The sequence below is a fragment of the Carboxylicivirga caseinilyticus genome, from assembly GCF_050589785.1.
In the GTDB taxonomy this organism is placed as follows: Bacteria; Bacteroidota; Bacteroidia; order Bacteroidales; family Marinilabiliaceae; genus Carboxylicivirga; species Carboxylicivirga caseinilyticus.
Genome location: NZ_JBNGOX010000017.1, coordinates 14,855 through 31,997, shown reverse-complemented (window position 1 = coordinate 31,997; position 17,143 = coordinate 14,855). Strand labels below are relative to the sequence as shown.

The 17,143-nt window shown below is 35.3% G+C and carries 10 protein-coding genes; all 10 read right to left on the bottom strand.

Annotation, left to right across the window (positions count from 1 at the left end; genetic code table 11):
• Nucleotides 1-194: 194 nt before the first annotated feature.
• The 10 genes from ACRD62_RS10535 to ACRD62_RS10490 all read right to left on the bottom strand — a co-directional run bounded on the left by ACRD62_RS10535 (nt 195) and on the right by ACRD62_RS10490 (nt 17,143).
• Nucleotides 195-1,304, bottom strand: coding sequence for a glycoside hydrolase family 76 protein (locus tag ACRD62_RS10535; protein ID WP_430820073.1), 1,110 nt, complete (start codon nt 1,302-1,304; stop codon nt 195-197).
• A gap of 57 nt (nt 1,305-1,361) precedes the next feature.
• Nucleotides 1,362-1,673 (bottom strand): hypothetical protein, encoded by a 312-nt coding sequence (locus tag ACRD62_RS10530; RefSeq protein ID WP_430820072.1) that lies wholly within the window; start codon nt 1,671-1,673, stop codon nt 1,362-1,364.
• 146 nt (nt 1,674-1,819) lie between these two features.
• Complete coding sequence (locus ACRD62_RS10525) at nt 1,820-2,803, bottom strand: DUF4973 domain-containing protein (protein WP_430820071.1); 984 nt, start codon at nt 2,801-2,803, stop codon at nt 1,820-1,822.
• A 104-nt stretch (nt 2,804-2,907) separates the two neighbouring features.
• Nucleotides 2,908-4,953, bottom strand: coding sequence for a RagB/SusD family nutrient uptake outer membrane protein (locus tag ACRD62_RS10520; RefSeq protein ID WP_430820070.1), 2,046 nt, complete (start codon nt 4,951-4,953; stop codon nt 2,908-2,910).
• Nucleotides 4,954-4,964: 11 nt separating this feature from the next.
• The gene (locus ACRD62_RS10515) at nt 4,965-8,036 is read right to left on the bottom strand and encodes a SusC/RagA family TonB-linked outer membrane protein (protein WP_430820069.1); all 3,072 of its coding nucleotides are present in this window, start codon (nt 8,034-8,036) and stop codon (nt 4,965-4,967) included.
• Nucleotides 8,037-8,059: 23 nt separating this feature from the next.
• Nucleotides 8,060-9,484 (bottom strand): IPT/TIG domain-containing protein, encoded by a 1,425-nt coding sequence (locus tag ACRD62_RS10510; RefSeq protein ID WP_430820068.1) that lies wholly within the window; start codon nt 9,482-9,484, stop codon nt 8,060-8,062.
• A 588-nt stretch (nt 9,485-10,072) separates the two neighbouring features.
• Nucleotides 10,073-11,506 (bottom strand): glycoside hydrolase family 125 protein, encoded by a 1,434-nt coding sequence (locus ACRD62_RS10505; RefSeq protein ID WP_430820067.1) that lies wholly within the window; start codon nt 11,504-11,506, stop codon nt 10,073-10,075.
• A 190-nt stretch (nt 11,507-11,696) separates the two neighbouring features.
• Nucleotides 11,697-13,529: a LamG-like jellyroll fold domain-containing protein gene (locus ACRD62_RS10500; RefSeq protein ID WP_430820066.1), complete on the bottom strand. Its 1,833-nt coding sequence runs from the start codon at nt 13,527-13,529 to the stop codon at nt 11,697-11,699.
• A 319-nt stretch (nt 13,530-13,848) separates the two neighbouring features.
• Complete coding sequence (locus ACRD62_RS10495) at nt 13,849-16,347, bottom strand: glutaminase family protein (protein ID WP_430820065.1); 2,499 nt, start codon at nt 16,345-16,347, stop codon at nt 13,849-13,851.
• A 97-nt stretch (nt 16,348-16,444) separates the two neighbouring features.
• The gene (locus ACRD62_RS10490; protein WP_430820064.1) at nt 16,445-17,143 is read right to left on the bottom strand and encodes a DUF3823 domain-containing protein; all 699 of its coding nucleotides are present in this window, start codon (nt 17,141-17,143) and stop codon (nt 16,445-16,447) included.

Here is a 17,143-nt window from a genome sequence, read left to right as displayed (position 1 = left end):
AATTGTTGATTGATCTCATTTCATAAAAACAACTCTGCATTTAATACAATTATCCACTCAAAAACACTCATCGAAAAAGGTTTTATTCAAACTGTTTTGAAAAACCAGATAAAAAAAGCCGCACAATAAGGTTTGTGCAGCTACCATAATTAATAAATGATACAGGTTCTAAGAGATATGTTTATCTAAAAATTTTATTTGATTACTTGCATTAACGCCGGACAACCACTTGCGTCATATACTTCAACATCTCCTTCAGGGCAAGGGATACCAAAATTTTTGAATGTCAGATTTCTTTTATCCCTGTTACTCCATGCTGTATTTATATTTTTAAGTAACCAATCACGATACTGAGGCTGATTACAATTGCTTAAATCGGCAATGTACTGTGCAAAAATGGCTGCATAAATACCCTGTTCAATACCATTTTCAAATGGAAAAAAACCATTGGCATCACACATACTATTTTTGACATAATCAGCTGCCAAAACAGCATTCTTCAAACAACTATCCTGTTCGGTTATCTGATATAAGATAACACCTGCTCCAATACACGTAGCCTGATTATATAGATGCATTCTCCAGGCAGGTTCACCATCTCCATGTTTTGAGTCGGCCACAGCACCTGTATGCTTATTGAATAAATTATCATTTGCCCAGTTATAAATCTCCTTTGACTTATCCAGGTAATCCTTTTTCCCGGTTATCTGATACAATAAGGCTGAAGCAATAACAGTCGGATAATTAATACAGGCCATCTTTCCTTTCCATTCATCGCGTTTCCAACCCCATCTCATTCCACCTTTTTCTGTATCATACGATCCTCTGTCATCAATGCCTTCCGAACCGTACCATACTCTATCGAAGCCTGACACAGCAAGTTCGAGGTACTTTTCTTCTCCGGTAATAACATAGGCTCTGCTTAATGATATTACCCACCACATTATATCATCGTAGATAAACCATTCTGTTGTGTTGTTCCAATTAAAATTATCATACTGCCCGCACGCACCTTCATAAATTTCATGAATCAGATTTAAGTATTGAGGATCGTTTGTGCGTTTATAAGCATTCATAATCATATCCCAGTAAATAGCCTGAGTCCAAATTGCCGCTCTGTCTTTTACATCTGTGGATTTGTTATATACTTTTGTAGTTTCATTATAAAAAGCATCATTAAAAGCTTTTAAGCAAACAGTTGCATCTTCATTGGTAAAACTTTGATTCTTTTCTGAACCAGATTTGCTATTACATTGATTACCGGAAATCGTCAGTACCAGTAAGAAGGAGAATAAGAATTTCATATTTTATATTATTTCTTAGAATTTTATTTAATATCTGTATATCACAACTCACACTATTTATAACTTTCTGGTTTTATAAACTACTAATTGAATGCCACATACAATGATGATGATAGCCAGTATCAATACTCCATATAATTGAACACCTAAAAATCCTAGTCCATCGTTGATTCCGGACTTACTTGCATTATAAGACATTAATAATAACATGAAAAAAGAAGCCAGAATTTGAGTTACAACACTAATGGTACAAACCATCCAGAATCTCAATTTTATCTTTCTTTTTAAAGCTTTATAACCTGCAGCAAGTTGAAAGATTACTGGTAGAATGAAAAGAAGAAAAAGAACTATGGCAATAAATTTCATCATCATTTAAAAGTTAGAAATAATTAGTAAAGGATCATTTAACTCTTTTGATTCGAAAAAAATAAGTTTTTGGCAGTTCTATCATCCTATAAAAAACACAGGGTGCTACATAACCTTGTAACACCCCATATCTCTTTCCAAACAGTTAATTACCATTCAATAGCCTGATCCTCATCCGGAATCTGTGTGTTTATACTTCTGTGAAGAATAACGGTACCTCTCACGGTATAATTAATCTCAGCACCAACAACAGATGTATAATCAGTAAAATTATAATCTATATTACTAATTGTAAGATAACGGTCTATTATATATGGATAGTCGTAATTAGGTGTTTCTTCAACACTAAATTCAGGAACACTATTAGAAACAAAGTTAATATTTGGATCACTTGCAGAAAGTGTTACTGTATTGTCACTATTAAAGGTTGCAACAATCTTATAATGTCCACGATCAATATTATCTTCATCCACAGTACCAGCATAAAAGAAAGCTGAAGATTCATCTACTACATAAAACATGGTTGTATTCCTAACAATCGCAGCTTCCTCCTCATATCCTTTTAGGTAAATACTTAATGCAGTACTACTGTATGAACCCGAATAATCATTAAACGGCATTATTCTGAGTAATGCTTTTCTGTAATGCATATTAGGATTAGCAGTATAATTATAGGATGCATCATCAAGTATTGTTAACGGTAGAATCCATTTATCCACCAAATCAATATTTTTCAATGAATAATCAATATTCAATAGAGAAGTATTTTCTCCACTCTGAATATCTACTGTAGTAGGCATTTCAAAATATTCACTACCCAATTCTCTGTAATAAAGCTCTTCTCTACTTTGAAAACGGGCATAATTATGATCTGTCAAGGTATCAGTATCCACTCCAATATGAATCTGCAGGTTTTGATCATTGTCTTTCGACCCACTAACAATCAGAGGCAGCTGATATGTTACTGCTCCATCAGCCTTGTATCTTACATAAACTGGAGTAACTCCATTATCGTCAAGAGGAGCCTTAAATGATACATAGTGTACATATTGCTCATCTTCCCATTCATCATTACATGCACTATACATTACCAGTATTCCCAGTAAAAATAGTATTTGATATATATTTTTCATGCGCTTATGTTTTGAATTTAATTTGTATGAAACCCGCATAATGCTCTCATCATCTTATATGAATTATCTTTGATCAGGAGAGTTTCATTCAAATTCAGTTTTGGTTAATTATAATATGTCCATCCAGGATTTTGTGTTAAACGCTTGTTTCTTCTCAACTCACTGTGCTTGATTGGCCAAAACCACATTTTATCAGAAAAAGTTGTTTGAAGAGCAAAAGCAGCAACAGGCGTATGGAACAAGTCTCTTTCTCCTGAAGTCATTAAAACGTTACAACCGTAAATCTGAATAGATTCTTCAACAGGAGCATCTTTCCATCTGCGCAAATCATAATATCGTTTTCCTTCTCCCATAAGTTCAATTTGTCTTTCGCGTTTCAATTTAATTCTGAACTCACTCTGACTGCTATAAACATCATCTGTATAATCAGGAACACCAGCTCTGATTCTTACCGGTTGAATACCTTTTTTCATTTCACTGATATCACGACTTATGTTATAATTTTGAGATCCATCCCAGGATGAAACTGTATATGATCCATTTAATTCATTAAGTGCCTCGGCATACATTAATAATACATCAGCATAACGAATAGCAGGTTCTGTTTTATCAACAATATTATTGATATCACCGTTTTCATAAGTATCTCTTGGATGTACAAATTTCATAACTCCAATACCTGTACGAAGCCAGAACATGGTGTTGGTATAACCATTACCATCTCCTCTGTAGTAAAACACTTGTTTTTCACGGTTAGCAGGCAAAGCTTCATTTTCCAGATGCCAAACACTTCCATTATAGGCTACAGAAGCATAAAAACGTGGTTCTCTGTCTGCATATTGAAGTGATACGCCTCGGGCTAAAGGTTTATAGTTTCCATAATATGCATCATAAGCACTCACATAGCCTGTAACTCTATCACTACCATCTCCACGTCCTATTTCCTTATCTTTACCCGGACAATCCGTACCATCATTCATGTAATAAGCATCACATTGTTTTTGTGTAATACCATGCGTGTTCCATCCTGAAGCAATACGTGGTAACTGGTGCGCAACCATAGCATCTGGTGTTTCACCACCATTATTAACTCTTGAGAAAATTAATTCAGGGTTATCTGAAGCACTAATTGTACCATTAAATAATGCGCGATACGATTCAAATGGATCAATGTTAGCCCAACCTTCCGGCCAATTCTTATCAGAAAAATCAGCACTGTAAGGAGGTGCTATTGTTGCAGGGTAGGAAGGTGTTCCAGCTGCCTTAAATCCAGCCACATACAAATCATACACTCCTAATTCCATAACATCTTTGGCTGCTGCTGCAGCTTTAGCCCATTTTTCTTCGCTATACTCTGATGATAATAGTTTTCTACCCTGATCATCAACTAGCTCTTGTGCAACAGCATCTGTATTTCCATTAGCCAATGGACTTGCTGCATATAAAAGAACCATTGCTCTTGTTGCTAATGCGGCACCACGTGTAGGCCTTGCCATAGATTGCTCATCCCTATATACTTTTAGATCTTTTGCTGCAAGAACCATTTCATTACTGATAAAGTCGGCACATTCCTGATAGCTGCTTCGAGGAATAGCTATTTCTTCATAACTATTGGTATAATCGATACCCTCTTCTGGAAGTAATGGAATAGGGCCGTATTTACGAAGTAATAACCAATAATAATATGCTCTTACAAAACGAGCCTGTGCTTTATAATCGGCTATTTCTTCTTCATTTAAATCTTCATTTACATCAATATTATGGATGAAAATAGATGCATTACGTATACCCTTGTAACATTGAGTCCAGGTATCTTGTTTGGTATTTTCATCATACTGACCCATATGAAATTGATTATATGATAAAGCATTGCCTTCTTTATTATCATATTCAATATCTCTATCACCGTAATACATATCATCAGCAAAACAGTGTGGTGAATAACCTTTACTGCAAACGTCAGCACATTCATTTTCTAAGAATGAATAGGTATGGGCCAACCATTGTTCTGAATGAAGTTTACTGGTAAATACCGTTTCATCTGTCACCCTATCTTTAAAGTATGCATCTGAATCCAGATAATCTGTACAGGAACCAAACAGGCCTGCAAAAATGAATACTATTGAGAATATTTTTATTTTATTTATCATCGCTATAAGTATTATAAATTTAGGCTTAATCCAAAAGTAATTGATCTGGAAGGAGGATATTTCTCTCCTCGTGGACTACCCATCTCCGGATCCCACAATTTAAATTTAGACCATGTCAGTAGATTTGTACCCACCAATGAAATACGTACATTATCCAGATGAAATTTGTTAACAATTCGTTTTGGTATTGTAAAACCAAGATCAACCGTTTTAAGACGTAGATACGATCCATCACGTAACCAATATGTAGAATTACGGTAATTATTGCTATTACCTCCATAACTCAATCTTGGATAAGATGCATTTGGATTCTCAGTTGAAGGATCACCAGAAATATCAGCAGAAATCCAACGATCTTCATTAACTAAACCAGCCAATACATTCCCCCACAATTGTTCACTAAAAGCATAAACTGTTTTACCATAAATAGGGAATGTACTTTTTCCTGCTCCCTGGAAATGTACATTCACATCCAGATTCTTCCAACGTGCAGTGGTACCCATACCATAAATTAAATTGGGTGTTGTAGTAGATCCAATGGCAACAATATCATCATCGTTAATGACTCCATCTCCATTTACATCCTTATATTTAATATCACCGGGTTGATAAACACCAAAGGTTTGAGTAGGACTATTTCTAATATCATCATAATCCTTAAATAAACCCAATGCAATCAATCCTTTGTTTTGATTAACCCTGTAACCTTCTTCCAGCTGATAAGGATAAATAGTGTTTTCCTCATCTTTTTCCAATATCTCGTTTTTACTATAGGTAATAGTACCCCTAACAGTTAATTCAACATCGCCAACTTTATGCTTAAAGTCAAAGCGACCATCAAATCCTTTTGTTTCTACGATACCAACGTTAGCACTAGGCGTACTTTCCAAACCTACCATGTCGGGCAAAAAGTTCCTAGCCATATAGATACCATCACGTCTCTCCTCAAAGTAGTCAACGTTTGCTGATAATTTATCATCAAATAAAGAAAAATCTAAACCTAAATCCTTCTTAGTCGCTATCTCCCAACTAACATACGGAGAAGCCACCTGTGAGTAATAAGCACCAGCATAAGACTTATCATTACCATATTCAGCCCACTGGTAACCGCCTCCTTCTAAACTGATCGAGTACAAGTATGGAAATCGGTTATCTCCAAGATTATCATTACCAATTTTTCCATAAGAGTAACGAACCTTAAACATGTTTACCCAAGGAAGATTGTTTTTCACAAATGATTCCTCTGCAATATTCCAACCGACTGAGAAAGCTGGAAAAAAACCAAACTGATGCCCTGGTGCAAAATTTTCAGAACCGTTATAACCGAAGTTCAGGTCAAGGAAATAGCGTAAACTCCAATTATAAGTCAACTGACCTGCTAAACCTTGATTCCTTCGGGCTACACCACTTTTAAGATCCTCTCCTAACCCTTGCGTATTAATGAAAGCATCCTGCGTATATCTAAAAGTTCCTCCTACATGATGGTTATTAAAAGCTCGATCATATTTCATTGTTAAGTCAAGGAATTCTCTTCTGTTACCCGATGAACCACTTGACTGTGTCATCACACTGGCTTCTGAGATTCTTTTATAATCTAAGTCACCATTCGCATCCCTTCTTTCAGCATACCATTGCTCAGGCCACTTACGACGGTCAATGTTATTACTGTTATTAGTATCATAACCAAACATACCTCTAAAATGAAGTCCTTTAGTTATGAAATCAAGTTTTTGTTCAAGTGTAATGTTCGTCTGTATATTATTAAACCATTCCTCATTAAAACCAGTTTGCGTAGCTGATACCCATGGGTTGGTCTGATTTCCTGTACCATATGCAGGTACACGACCATCGGAATATTCTACTGGAGAAAGTAATGGAGTATATCCAAATAATTCGCCCCAAAGATCACCACCTAAACCAGGAGTATTTACCTTGGCCAAAGATCCTGAAACACCTACTTTAAGAAGTGTAGTTTCTGTTACATCAATATCTGTATTTAAACGATAATTCCATCGTTTGTAATTAGCGTTTGTATCATATTCCTTTTTTATGGCTTGATCTGTTTTATACATACCCTGCTCTTCAACATAGCTGGCAGACACAAAATAACGTGCTTTGTTGCTACCTCCACTAATATTAATATTAGCACGATGGTTAAAGGCTCCGTCTTTTAATACTTTATCCCACCAATCTACGTTTGGATATAGATCCGGATCAAGTCCATATTTTATAATCTCTAACTCTTCGTTCGAATACTTAGGTATAAGATTTCGGGTAACACGAGCCTCATTAAGCAAATTTGCATATGTATTTCCGTCTACAAATTCAGGAGTAATTGTTCGGGTATTATAAGTACTTTCAACTTTTGCACTAATATGAACCTTACCGGCTTTACCGTGTTTGGTTGTAATTAAAATAACACCATTTGCACCTTTTGATCCATAAATGGCAGTTGCAGAAGCATCCTTTAATACAGAAAACGATTCAATATCTTCAATATTAATATCGTTAAGATCACGTTCAAATCCATCAACTAACACATAAGCTCCTGTTCCTGCACCAAAAGTAGAAATACCACGAATCCAGAATTCGGATACATTTCTACCCGGTTGTCCTGAAGTTTGCATTGTCATTACCCCGGCCACATTACCTGCCAGACTATTTACAATACTGGAAGTTGGATTGGCTTTCATTTCTTCAAGCTTAACAGTGGTAATAGCACCCGTTACAGTTACTTTCTTTTTAGCTCCTGTTCCTGTTATGACAACCTCATCCAATTTACTTGCTGCTGATTCTTGCATCACAACATTGACAACACGTTGCTCCTTTATCAGTATTTCCTGATTATCAAATCCAATAAATGAAAAAACTAATTTGTGATATGGTTCCATAGAAATTTTAAAATTTCCGTCTATATCAGTAATGGTTCCCAAACCGGGCATATCACTAATAATTATATTTACACCAACCAAAGGTTCATTATTGGCATCTTTTACATTTCCTGTTACTACAACTTTTTCCTGGGCTAATGCATTACTTGTAAAGCATAACACAAGAATAATTGTATATAATAAATTCTTCATGTATTTCGTGTTTAGGGTATTAATTAATCAACAACTATGGTACGAATTACGTGATTTTGGCAATCACCAATATAAAAAACCTTATTCTCCTCATCATAGGCCAGTGCTTCAGGTCCATTAAAGCGAGCTTCATCTCTCAGGCCTCCGTCAATGTATCCGAATGGATCAGAGTTAACATTTTCACTTCCTCTTCCGGCATATGTTGTTACTTTACCTTCAGGTGTTAAAATCCGGATATCATGATTACCTCTCTCTGTAAAGTAGAAATCATAAACATCAGCCTTTCCTTGTGCTACGTAATCTTCATTTTTAACAAAAACACCTTGATAAGGAGTATTTAATCGAGCACTGGTTCCTGCTCCATCAACCCAGGCTGCACTTCGGGCTTCTCCACATACTACATAAGGAGAGGTAAATTTCTTCGTTTCCCAATTGTAATCAGATTTGAGAATGTAGTGTTGATTAATTACTACTATATAAGCATACTCACCACTTGGGTGTATACGAATATTAAATTCCCATGCGTTATCCTGTATCTTAAACAACTCTTCATAGGCTTTAACATCCAATCCTCTTGAAAAATATTGATCCAGATCAAAACGGAAAAATTGTCCTTTCTCATAGCTGTTAAAATACAATTCTCCATTTACAGGATGAATAGCTGAGCCGTTACATTGCTTATATGAAGTTAATATCTGAGGATCCTGGAAATAATTAGCTCTGGATAGAATGGATGTACTAATACCATCTTCATTTCCCTGGTCGTTAGAAATGATCATATATTCTCCATCGAGGGTAAAATCAATTGTTCTCATCCTTCCCCAGTTGCCCATTGCTCTGGTAATCGGTGTTGAAACTGTTTCTGCATCCAAGTCTAGTAAACGCACATCTCCTCCAGCAACACCATCCTGAGTCATGTAAAGTAAATTAGGATTTTGAGGATCAAAAGTAAACCAGCTTGGATTAAAGAAACCTCCACAATCATCGAAAGTTCCATCTTTTGTTTCATATTCACCATCGTCATTAACCTCCCCGCAAAGGGTAGACACAAGAGTTCTTTTAATATATTGCAATTTCTCATCTATTGTGGCTACTGCTGAAACATTATCCCCTTCACCTACCTGAATTTCAAGTGTTCCTTCGTCAGCTTGTCTGGGAATTAAACAATAAATGATTTTATCTTTCACCCCAATTACTTTAGCTTCTTCACCTCCAATTGTCAAATGAATTATGTCAGCATCACTACCAAAATTGCTTCCATAAATAATCATTTGCTCATTCGCTCCACCTGATTTAGGCGTAAAATCTGTAATTGTCACTGGTTGTGTAGGATCATAAGCTTTTTCTGTTTTCTCAATTGTATCATCCTCACAACTGACAAATGAAAATGTTAATGTCACTAACATCCAGTAGAAAATTTTGTGACCTCGTGTAAATAATTTTTTCATTTTTAATACTTTAAAAATAAATTAGACTGATTCTTTTTCATAGTTACTTATCCTGGCATTACGAATTCAAAAACACTTAATAACCAATTAATCAATACCAATAATCCTTTTTCCTAATTATCCTGATTAATAAGTATCTCTAAATTGAACACCTTCATATTTTAACTTCTATTTGATTTTACTTCTGATCCCAGTGTCTTGTCATTACTTCCCTCGATCCAGTAAATGACTAAAAAGACAAAGAATACAGAGTCCTTTCACACTCTAATACAACCAGTCTTTTAATACTACTCATCGAACTTTATCTTTTTTTAACAATTAATAAAAGATTCTAAAAGACATACACCTATACTACTGTATAGTTGACACTTATACATTTTAAATAAAAATAAAAGCGAAAGAAAAATTCTAATAGCTGATAGTCTGTTATAACTTAAGTGTTAAATTAAGTTATCTATAAATAACTCTTAATCAATATTATTAGATATATCAATATGCAAAATATTAATTGCAAATTGAGACAATAAAAAAGAGGCTATCGTAAAAAATAAAATAGACAGCCTCTTATAACTTTATAGAACAATATCTTTACATTTTTAAAAGATGCTGCTTACCTTCGTTAACCAACTTCAAAATTAACTCACCAAATAAGGTATTAGCCCATGCAAACCATGATCTGGAAAAATTAGACGGATCATCCTTATGGAAAGTTTCGTGCATAAAACCAGTATCCGCATCAGTATTTCTTAAAGTAGTAACACATGCCTGTATTTCAGCATCATTCGTACTAGTCATTGCCTTCATAATAATACTCATAGGCCATACCATATCATAACCAACATGCGGACCACCTATACCTTCAGCTACTTTTCCTTTGAAGAAATAAGGATTATCTTCACTCCATACAAGCTTACGGGTATTCAGATATACCGGATCATTTTTATCTACACAACCCAGATACGGAAGTGCCAGTAAACTTGGAACGTTGGCATCATCCATAAACGTTGCATTGCCATAACCATCTACTTCAAAAGCATACACTTTGCCGTATTTTGGATGACTAACAATTGCATATTCTTTAATGGCAGTATCTACCTCTTTTGCCAATTCTAAACAAGTGTTTGCAAAAGCAGATTTACCTGTTACCACATTACTAATTTCTGCTAATTGATTCAATGAAGTGACAGCGAACAGATTGGAAGGAATCAGGAAACCATATGTTGATGCATCATCAGATGGACGAAAAGAAGAATTAATCAATCCAACTGGTTTTAAAGGTCTGCCCAATCCTCCATTGGACAAGGTATCTAATTGTCGGGTTGTTTCACGTTCAAAACGATAAGGACCCAGGCCATTTTTTCGTTGTTGCTCTTTAAATGTTTGTACAATTAATTCAGCAGCCTTTTGCCAATCCGCATCAAAAACAGAGGTATCACCGGTTACTTTCCAGTAATGATAGGCTAAACGAACGGTATAACAAAGTGAATCAATTTCCCATTTACGCTCATGTAAACCAGGTTTCATATCCGTTTTATCCGTCATCCATTCACCTTTTTCATGCTCATCTTTATTAAAAGCATTCGCATAAGGATCCAGAATAACACATTGCGTTTGGCGATGAATAACACCAGCAAGAAGTGATTTCAGTTCATCATCCTGATTTGCCAATGGCAGATATGGCCATACCTGAGCTGTTGAATCCCTTAGCCACATAGCATGAATATCTCCCGTAATGACAAAAGTATCGGGTTTGCCATTTTTCATTCCATACTCAACCGTTGTATCAAGTGTGTTGGGAAAACAATTCTCAAACATCCAGGCAAGCTTCGGATCTTTTATATTTTTAACTGTTTTTTTAATTGTCTTCTCTACAGCCGAAGAAACAAAATGTCTTTTGCTCATTTCAGGTCTGTTAGAAACATATGATTTATCAAAGAAAAGAGTAGCCCTTGCAGATCCGGCAACAGCCAAACCGGCAACAGCAATACCTCCTTTTTTAAGAAAATCTCTTCTATTGGTCATGCTTATAATTTTTTATATAAAATCAATAAATATAAACTCTAATCAAACTCTGTATTCAATACAATTTACGAATACTTTTCACTCATCATAAATTTCAAACTTATCAGATCCATTGAGTTTATAAACATTACAACAAAAAAAGAGACTGCCCAATTGAACAGTCCCTCTTTCTTTGTAATACTTCTAGGTTTTATTTTTTAATCACTTTAAATGTCTTCATTCCTCCTTCACCTTGTACTTTTACGATGTACATACCTGGTTGATCAATTGAGAATGAACCCTTAGCTGCAGCTGGCTGAACTTTTTTAACTAAGTTACCTGCTAAGTTATATACACTGATTAAGCCTGGTTTACCAGTAAATTCAACAGTATAATCACCTGATGAAATAGTAGGATATACTTTTGTATTGTTGGCTTTTTCAGGTCTGATAGCTGTTGCTATTCCGTATGCTTCTGCTCTTGTTTTTACAGTTGCAGCATCCATTTCGCCACTGTAAATATTAAATTCATCTACATCTGCTTTTAGCAATGGATCATTCCATGTTCCAACTCCTAAATAAGCAACATCAGTTCCAATATTTGATATGAAATTATCAGGACTTGTAATTTGAGACTCTCCAACCAAATATCCATCTAAATAATACTTAATAGATCCATAAGTAACAACTACCACATAGTGATGTTCAGTAAAAGCATCAGGCTCAGGAGTAGCTACATGAGTAACATTATTATCAGCAGAACTAATTTGAGCCCAACTTTCACTAGCACCTGAACCATCAGTTAAACGCAATAAAGTAGCATTATTGTTTCCGTCACCACCAAAGTAATATAATATGGTATATCCAGGATTTTCTCCCAATGTAACATGCCCTTCAAAAGTGATTGATGGATATGTATTTATAGCAATTTGCTCAGGATCTAAAACAATTTTATTTGCATTTGTTCCATCAGCATGCCATGCACCGTCAAAAATATTAGTAAAATCACTAGTCTCACCATTTACACCTCCCACAACATCTGTTGCCAGAAATGCTTCATTAAAATCATACGAGTGTTTTAAAGTCAATTCTGTATCAACCATGTATTTAATGGTATACTCTGTTAGATCATCACCATTCAAAACAGTTACAGTATAACTTCCTGTTTCACTATCTATAGCAACGTCTGCATTACCTATAACACCTGCTTCAGCTTCAAATGCTACTCCAGTAACATTCATAGTAGTTGTTCCAGGATCCAAAATGGCAACATAGTCAGTAGTAGAAGGATTAAATGCTGGATATAATGAACCATTTGTAATGGTAAGACTTTCCAACAATGCAGAATTACTTACAACACCAAAATCTTTTGCATTATCATAAATTGTTGCATCATCCAGTACTCCCTCATAAATATTCCACTCATATAATGTTCCTTTGAAACTTGCATCCGGCCAGGTACTTTTACCGATAAATGCAGTAGCAGGATACTCAGGATGAGCACCTATTGTAGAAATCATATCACCTGATGTTGCTTTTTTATTAACCAAAACGCCATCAATGTATAAGCTCAATGATTCTTTTGTAAGAATTGACACATAGTGATGTATCTCGTCATTTAATGGCTCAGGACCTGCAACACCCATACCATTAACTTCCGTCTGACATGAATTGCTACCACGAACTATAGACAATAAATAATCATTACCTCCTCTATATCCATTAAAAGACCAAACAGCATTATATTCGTTATCACCATTTGTTCCTCTTTTCACATATGTTTCTACAGTTATCGCTTCATAAGTATTTAAGGCCAACGCAGCAGCATCAAACTCAATATATTCATCACCGTTAAACATGATATATGTTCCATTTTCGAATACACCACCTGAAACAGTTCCGTTTACATTTCCAACAGCATCATTTGCATTTCCATCAAATGTATAAGAGTGCTTCAATGTTTGTGCCATCATATTTACACTTCCAAAACCTAAAAGAAGCATGAATGCAAAAAGCATTTTAAAAAGTAAAGATTTTCTTTTCATAATAATTGAATTAATTAATAATTAGATTTTTAGGAAAAGTTGAAGCTCAACTAACTACTTTTAGCTCTTACTTTCAAGAGCATTTTTAAAGGTTTAATAAATTAGTTTTGACCTCAACGTACTTAATACAACTGCACAAATCAGATTACTCACACTACTCACTAACTTTTTTCATTTTTTTTACAATTATTTACATAATTCATCACATTAGCCTCATTTAATGGCACTTACATAAGGACGTATTTATAAAAAAAGGTTGTTATTTCCCAAATACCGAGAAATAACAACCTTCCTAATTCTTTTTGTTTGAAAAAAAATTCTACTCTTCGAGCAATTTAATAAAGTAACCGCCTACAACAGACCTGGCCTGGAAAGCAACCTTATTACCATTAGTTGTTTCATACCAGTCAGACATTGGGACTCTGTCTTTTGTTCTCACAACAAAACGGTGAACAGGTTCAATAAATTTTTGAAATGTCTCCTGGTCATCTGCTAAAGTCGCTGTCCACATTATCCAGTCTGATTTTGTATAGGTACGGCGAATATCCAACGGTAATCCATAACTATTCTGAACAGTCAAATAATAATCCAGTTCTTTCTTAGCCACTTCTTTAGGGAATATATTCATATCCAATAATTTATCCCAAACCAGGTTGTACTTTTGGCTCCAGGTATCAGGTTTGTCAAAAGTTAAACGATAATGATCACCATCGTCGGCCATCTCACACCATTTTGTTGCCATTTCTTTGGCAGCCTTGGTATATTGTTGAGACAATTCGCTATAACCTAACATTTCAGCCATTTTAGCATAAGATGCGACTCCCATTATTGCTTTCACTGAAAGGTTTACATTATGAGCAAAATGCCCAGCAAAGTCATCGGTACACAATTGATTATCAGGATCAAGACCATTTTCCAACAAATAATTTGCCCAGGTTGTTAACACATTCCAGTGTTGTTTGGCATATTCGGCATTTCCTTCGTATTGAGCAATAGCAGCTGTAAGAATAACCATGTTTCCACATTCCTCAACCGGCATATCTCCCCCATAGGTCTGACCATTAGCCAGTGGATAAGTACCCACATCATGAGCAGCAAAAGGCTTGTTCCATTTACCACTTTCGGAATAATAGAAGATTGGGTTCATCATTCCTTTCAACAAATCAGGATTGTACTTCAGGAATAAAGGAGCTGAAGGGTAGGTAACATCAACGGTTCCGATTGATCCATTACTAAAGTTTTCTTTTGATAAGAATAAGATATTTCCTTCTGTATCCTTCACCAACTTATGTGCAGCAATAGCCTGACGGTAAGCCAACACACACAAATCGGCATATTTATCGCCACCTGCTGTCAAGCATTCATCCCAAAGTTTAGCATCAAAATTCTCACAACTATTAATTATCTGATCATATTCCGAAATCGATTTTTCGAAAATATCATTGATTGTCAGGCTTCCATCTTGAGTCCACCAGGCTTTTAAATTTTTATTGAAATATTGTATCGATTCTACATCATCATATGCAATCATAACATAGCCTTTTGATGGCATTGCTGTTACTTTTGAAACATTGTCAATGCAAACCATAGCAGGCATGGCAGCAACCAAATTAGATTTAATCTCAGTTTTTAATTCAGGTAATTTTCCATTCTGAGCAAAAGCTGACTTCATATCAAAATAATTTCCAACGCCAACTTCATGTGATTGATCTTTAGCAGAAGCCAGATAAACATAACCCCAGTCAATTCTTAAATCATCACCTTTCTTAGCCAATACAGGTTGTTCAATGGTACCTGCTTTAGTAAATTGCACATTAGCTGTTTCACCCTTTGAAACTTTCACCTCCTGAATCAGATCATTTACTGCCCATTCCGGTGTAGTCTCAAAATAAATTTGTACCTCATGCTCTTGGCCATCGTTAGACGCCACCTGGTAATTGATGTAATTAACCGGACGAGATAAAAGGTCCAGATTATCCATTAATAATGGAGAAACAAATTTTACATCAAGGTCAACCGGTCCACATGTAAAGTTATATTGAGTTTGAGTAGCAGTTAACTTAACACTGTTCTGTTTGGCAGCCTGAACAAAAACCTCCTTCTGTACACTCTCCTGATAAACACCAAAATCAACATAAGCCCCACCAGTACGGTTTTCGCAATGCGCTGATATCACATTTTTTCCACCTAAATTAAGCAATGATCTATCGATTTTAATTTCCACATCATTATGCCATTCGTAACCGGTTCTAACCAATTGTTTACCATTTAAATACAATTCAAAAGTATCATCGTGTGAATAAACAAGAAACAGATCATTATCCGATAAATCTGCTGGTATTTCAAACTCTCTTCTCACCCATATATCATGCGTTTCCCATGGAGTGGAAATAGCCTGCATATCACGGGTACCAAAAGCAGCATCACCTGTTTTCCATCCAGTAGCATTGTAATTTACTGCTTCCCATCCATTTGATGGTCTATTGAATGTATATGTACCTTCCCATGGCTTAACCTTGGCCATCGGCACAATCGGATCAAGAGAAATCTGCTCTTTACCCATAAAACGGTAAGTTTTACCATCCACCCTTATAGCACCAATCAATGAATGAATGCGACCTGTCCAATGGCGAATTGCATCATCATATAAATTATCTGTAACCGACCATGCACTTGTATATGGATCGATTGTGATCAAAGGGTAAGCCGGAGCTCTCAACTCGGTAGCCACCGGTTTAATCTTCTCCTGGCATGAAAAAAGTGAAAAACCAATTGCTATAAGCAATATAATCGTTCGAAAAATGCTATTGTTTTTCATTTGTTTTAGATCTTAATTGTTTAAAAAAAGGCGTATAAATTCCTAACCAATCATCATACTGATGATCAGACATGTTTGATTAAATATGTTTTTTTTCCTAAAAACTAATTCTTTGAACCTGGGAAAAGATCATCTTTTCCACTCCATTTATTTTTAACCCTATCCTGCCAAAAACAAAATCCTGGGCAGGTGTCAACTCCGGCACAGTTACTGTCAATGTTACTGAAGACAGATCTTCTATAGAGCCTGCCTCCATTGAAGCGTCGGCAATATTCCATTGAAGATCTACAAACTGACCTTTATTGATATATAAATAAACTTTTTCAATACTCTTTGAATCTTCTATTAGTATTTGATTAATTGAGAAATTTACTGACACATCTCTCGCAATAACCGAAAAATCAACATCCTGAATTAAATAATATGGTAACACTTCAATATCAAGATGCATATCTCCATTAACTTCAACTATAATCGTATCTGAATCTGTTATTTCATTTACTATAGTTTGAAAAGGATTTTGAGACGATGGAATAACTAACTTGTAAGTTGAATTAAATACATTAGCTGAATACGATCCATCCTGTGCAACAGATACGTCAATAGCATTTTTTGTTTGCCAGCCATCTTCCCATAATTCAATGATAACATCACCATTACCCAAATTAATGGCTTCTCCTTCATAAATCAGATTCCCTGTCAGAAATGATTCAGGTTCATTGTAATTATCATATTTACATGAATAGAGCATTCCTAAGAAAATACACACCAATATAATCCAACTCCTCATTTTCAT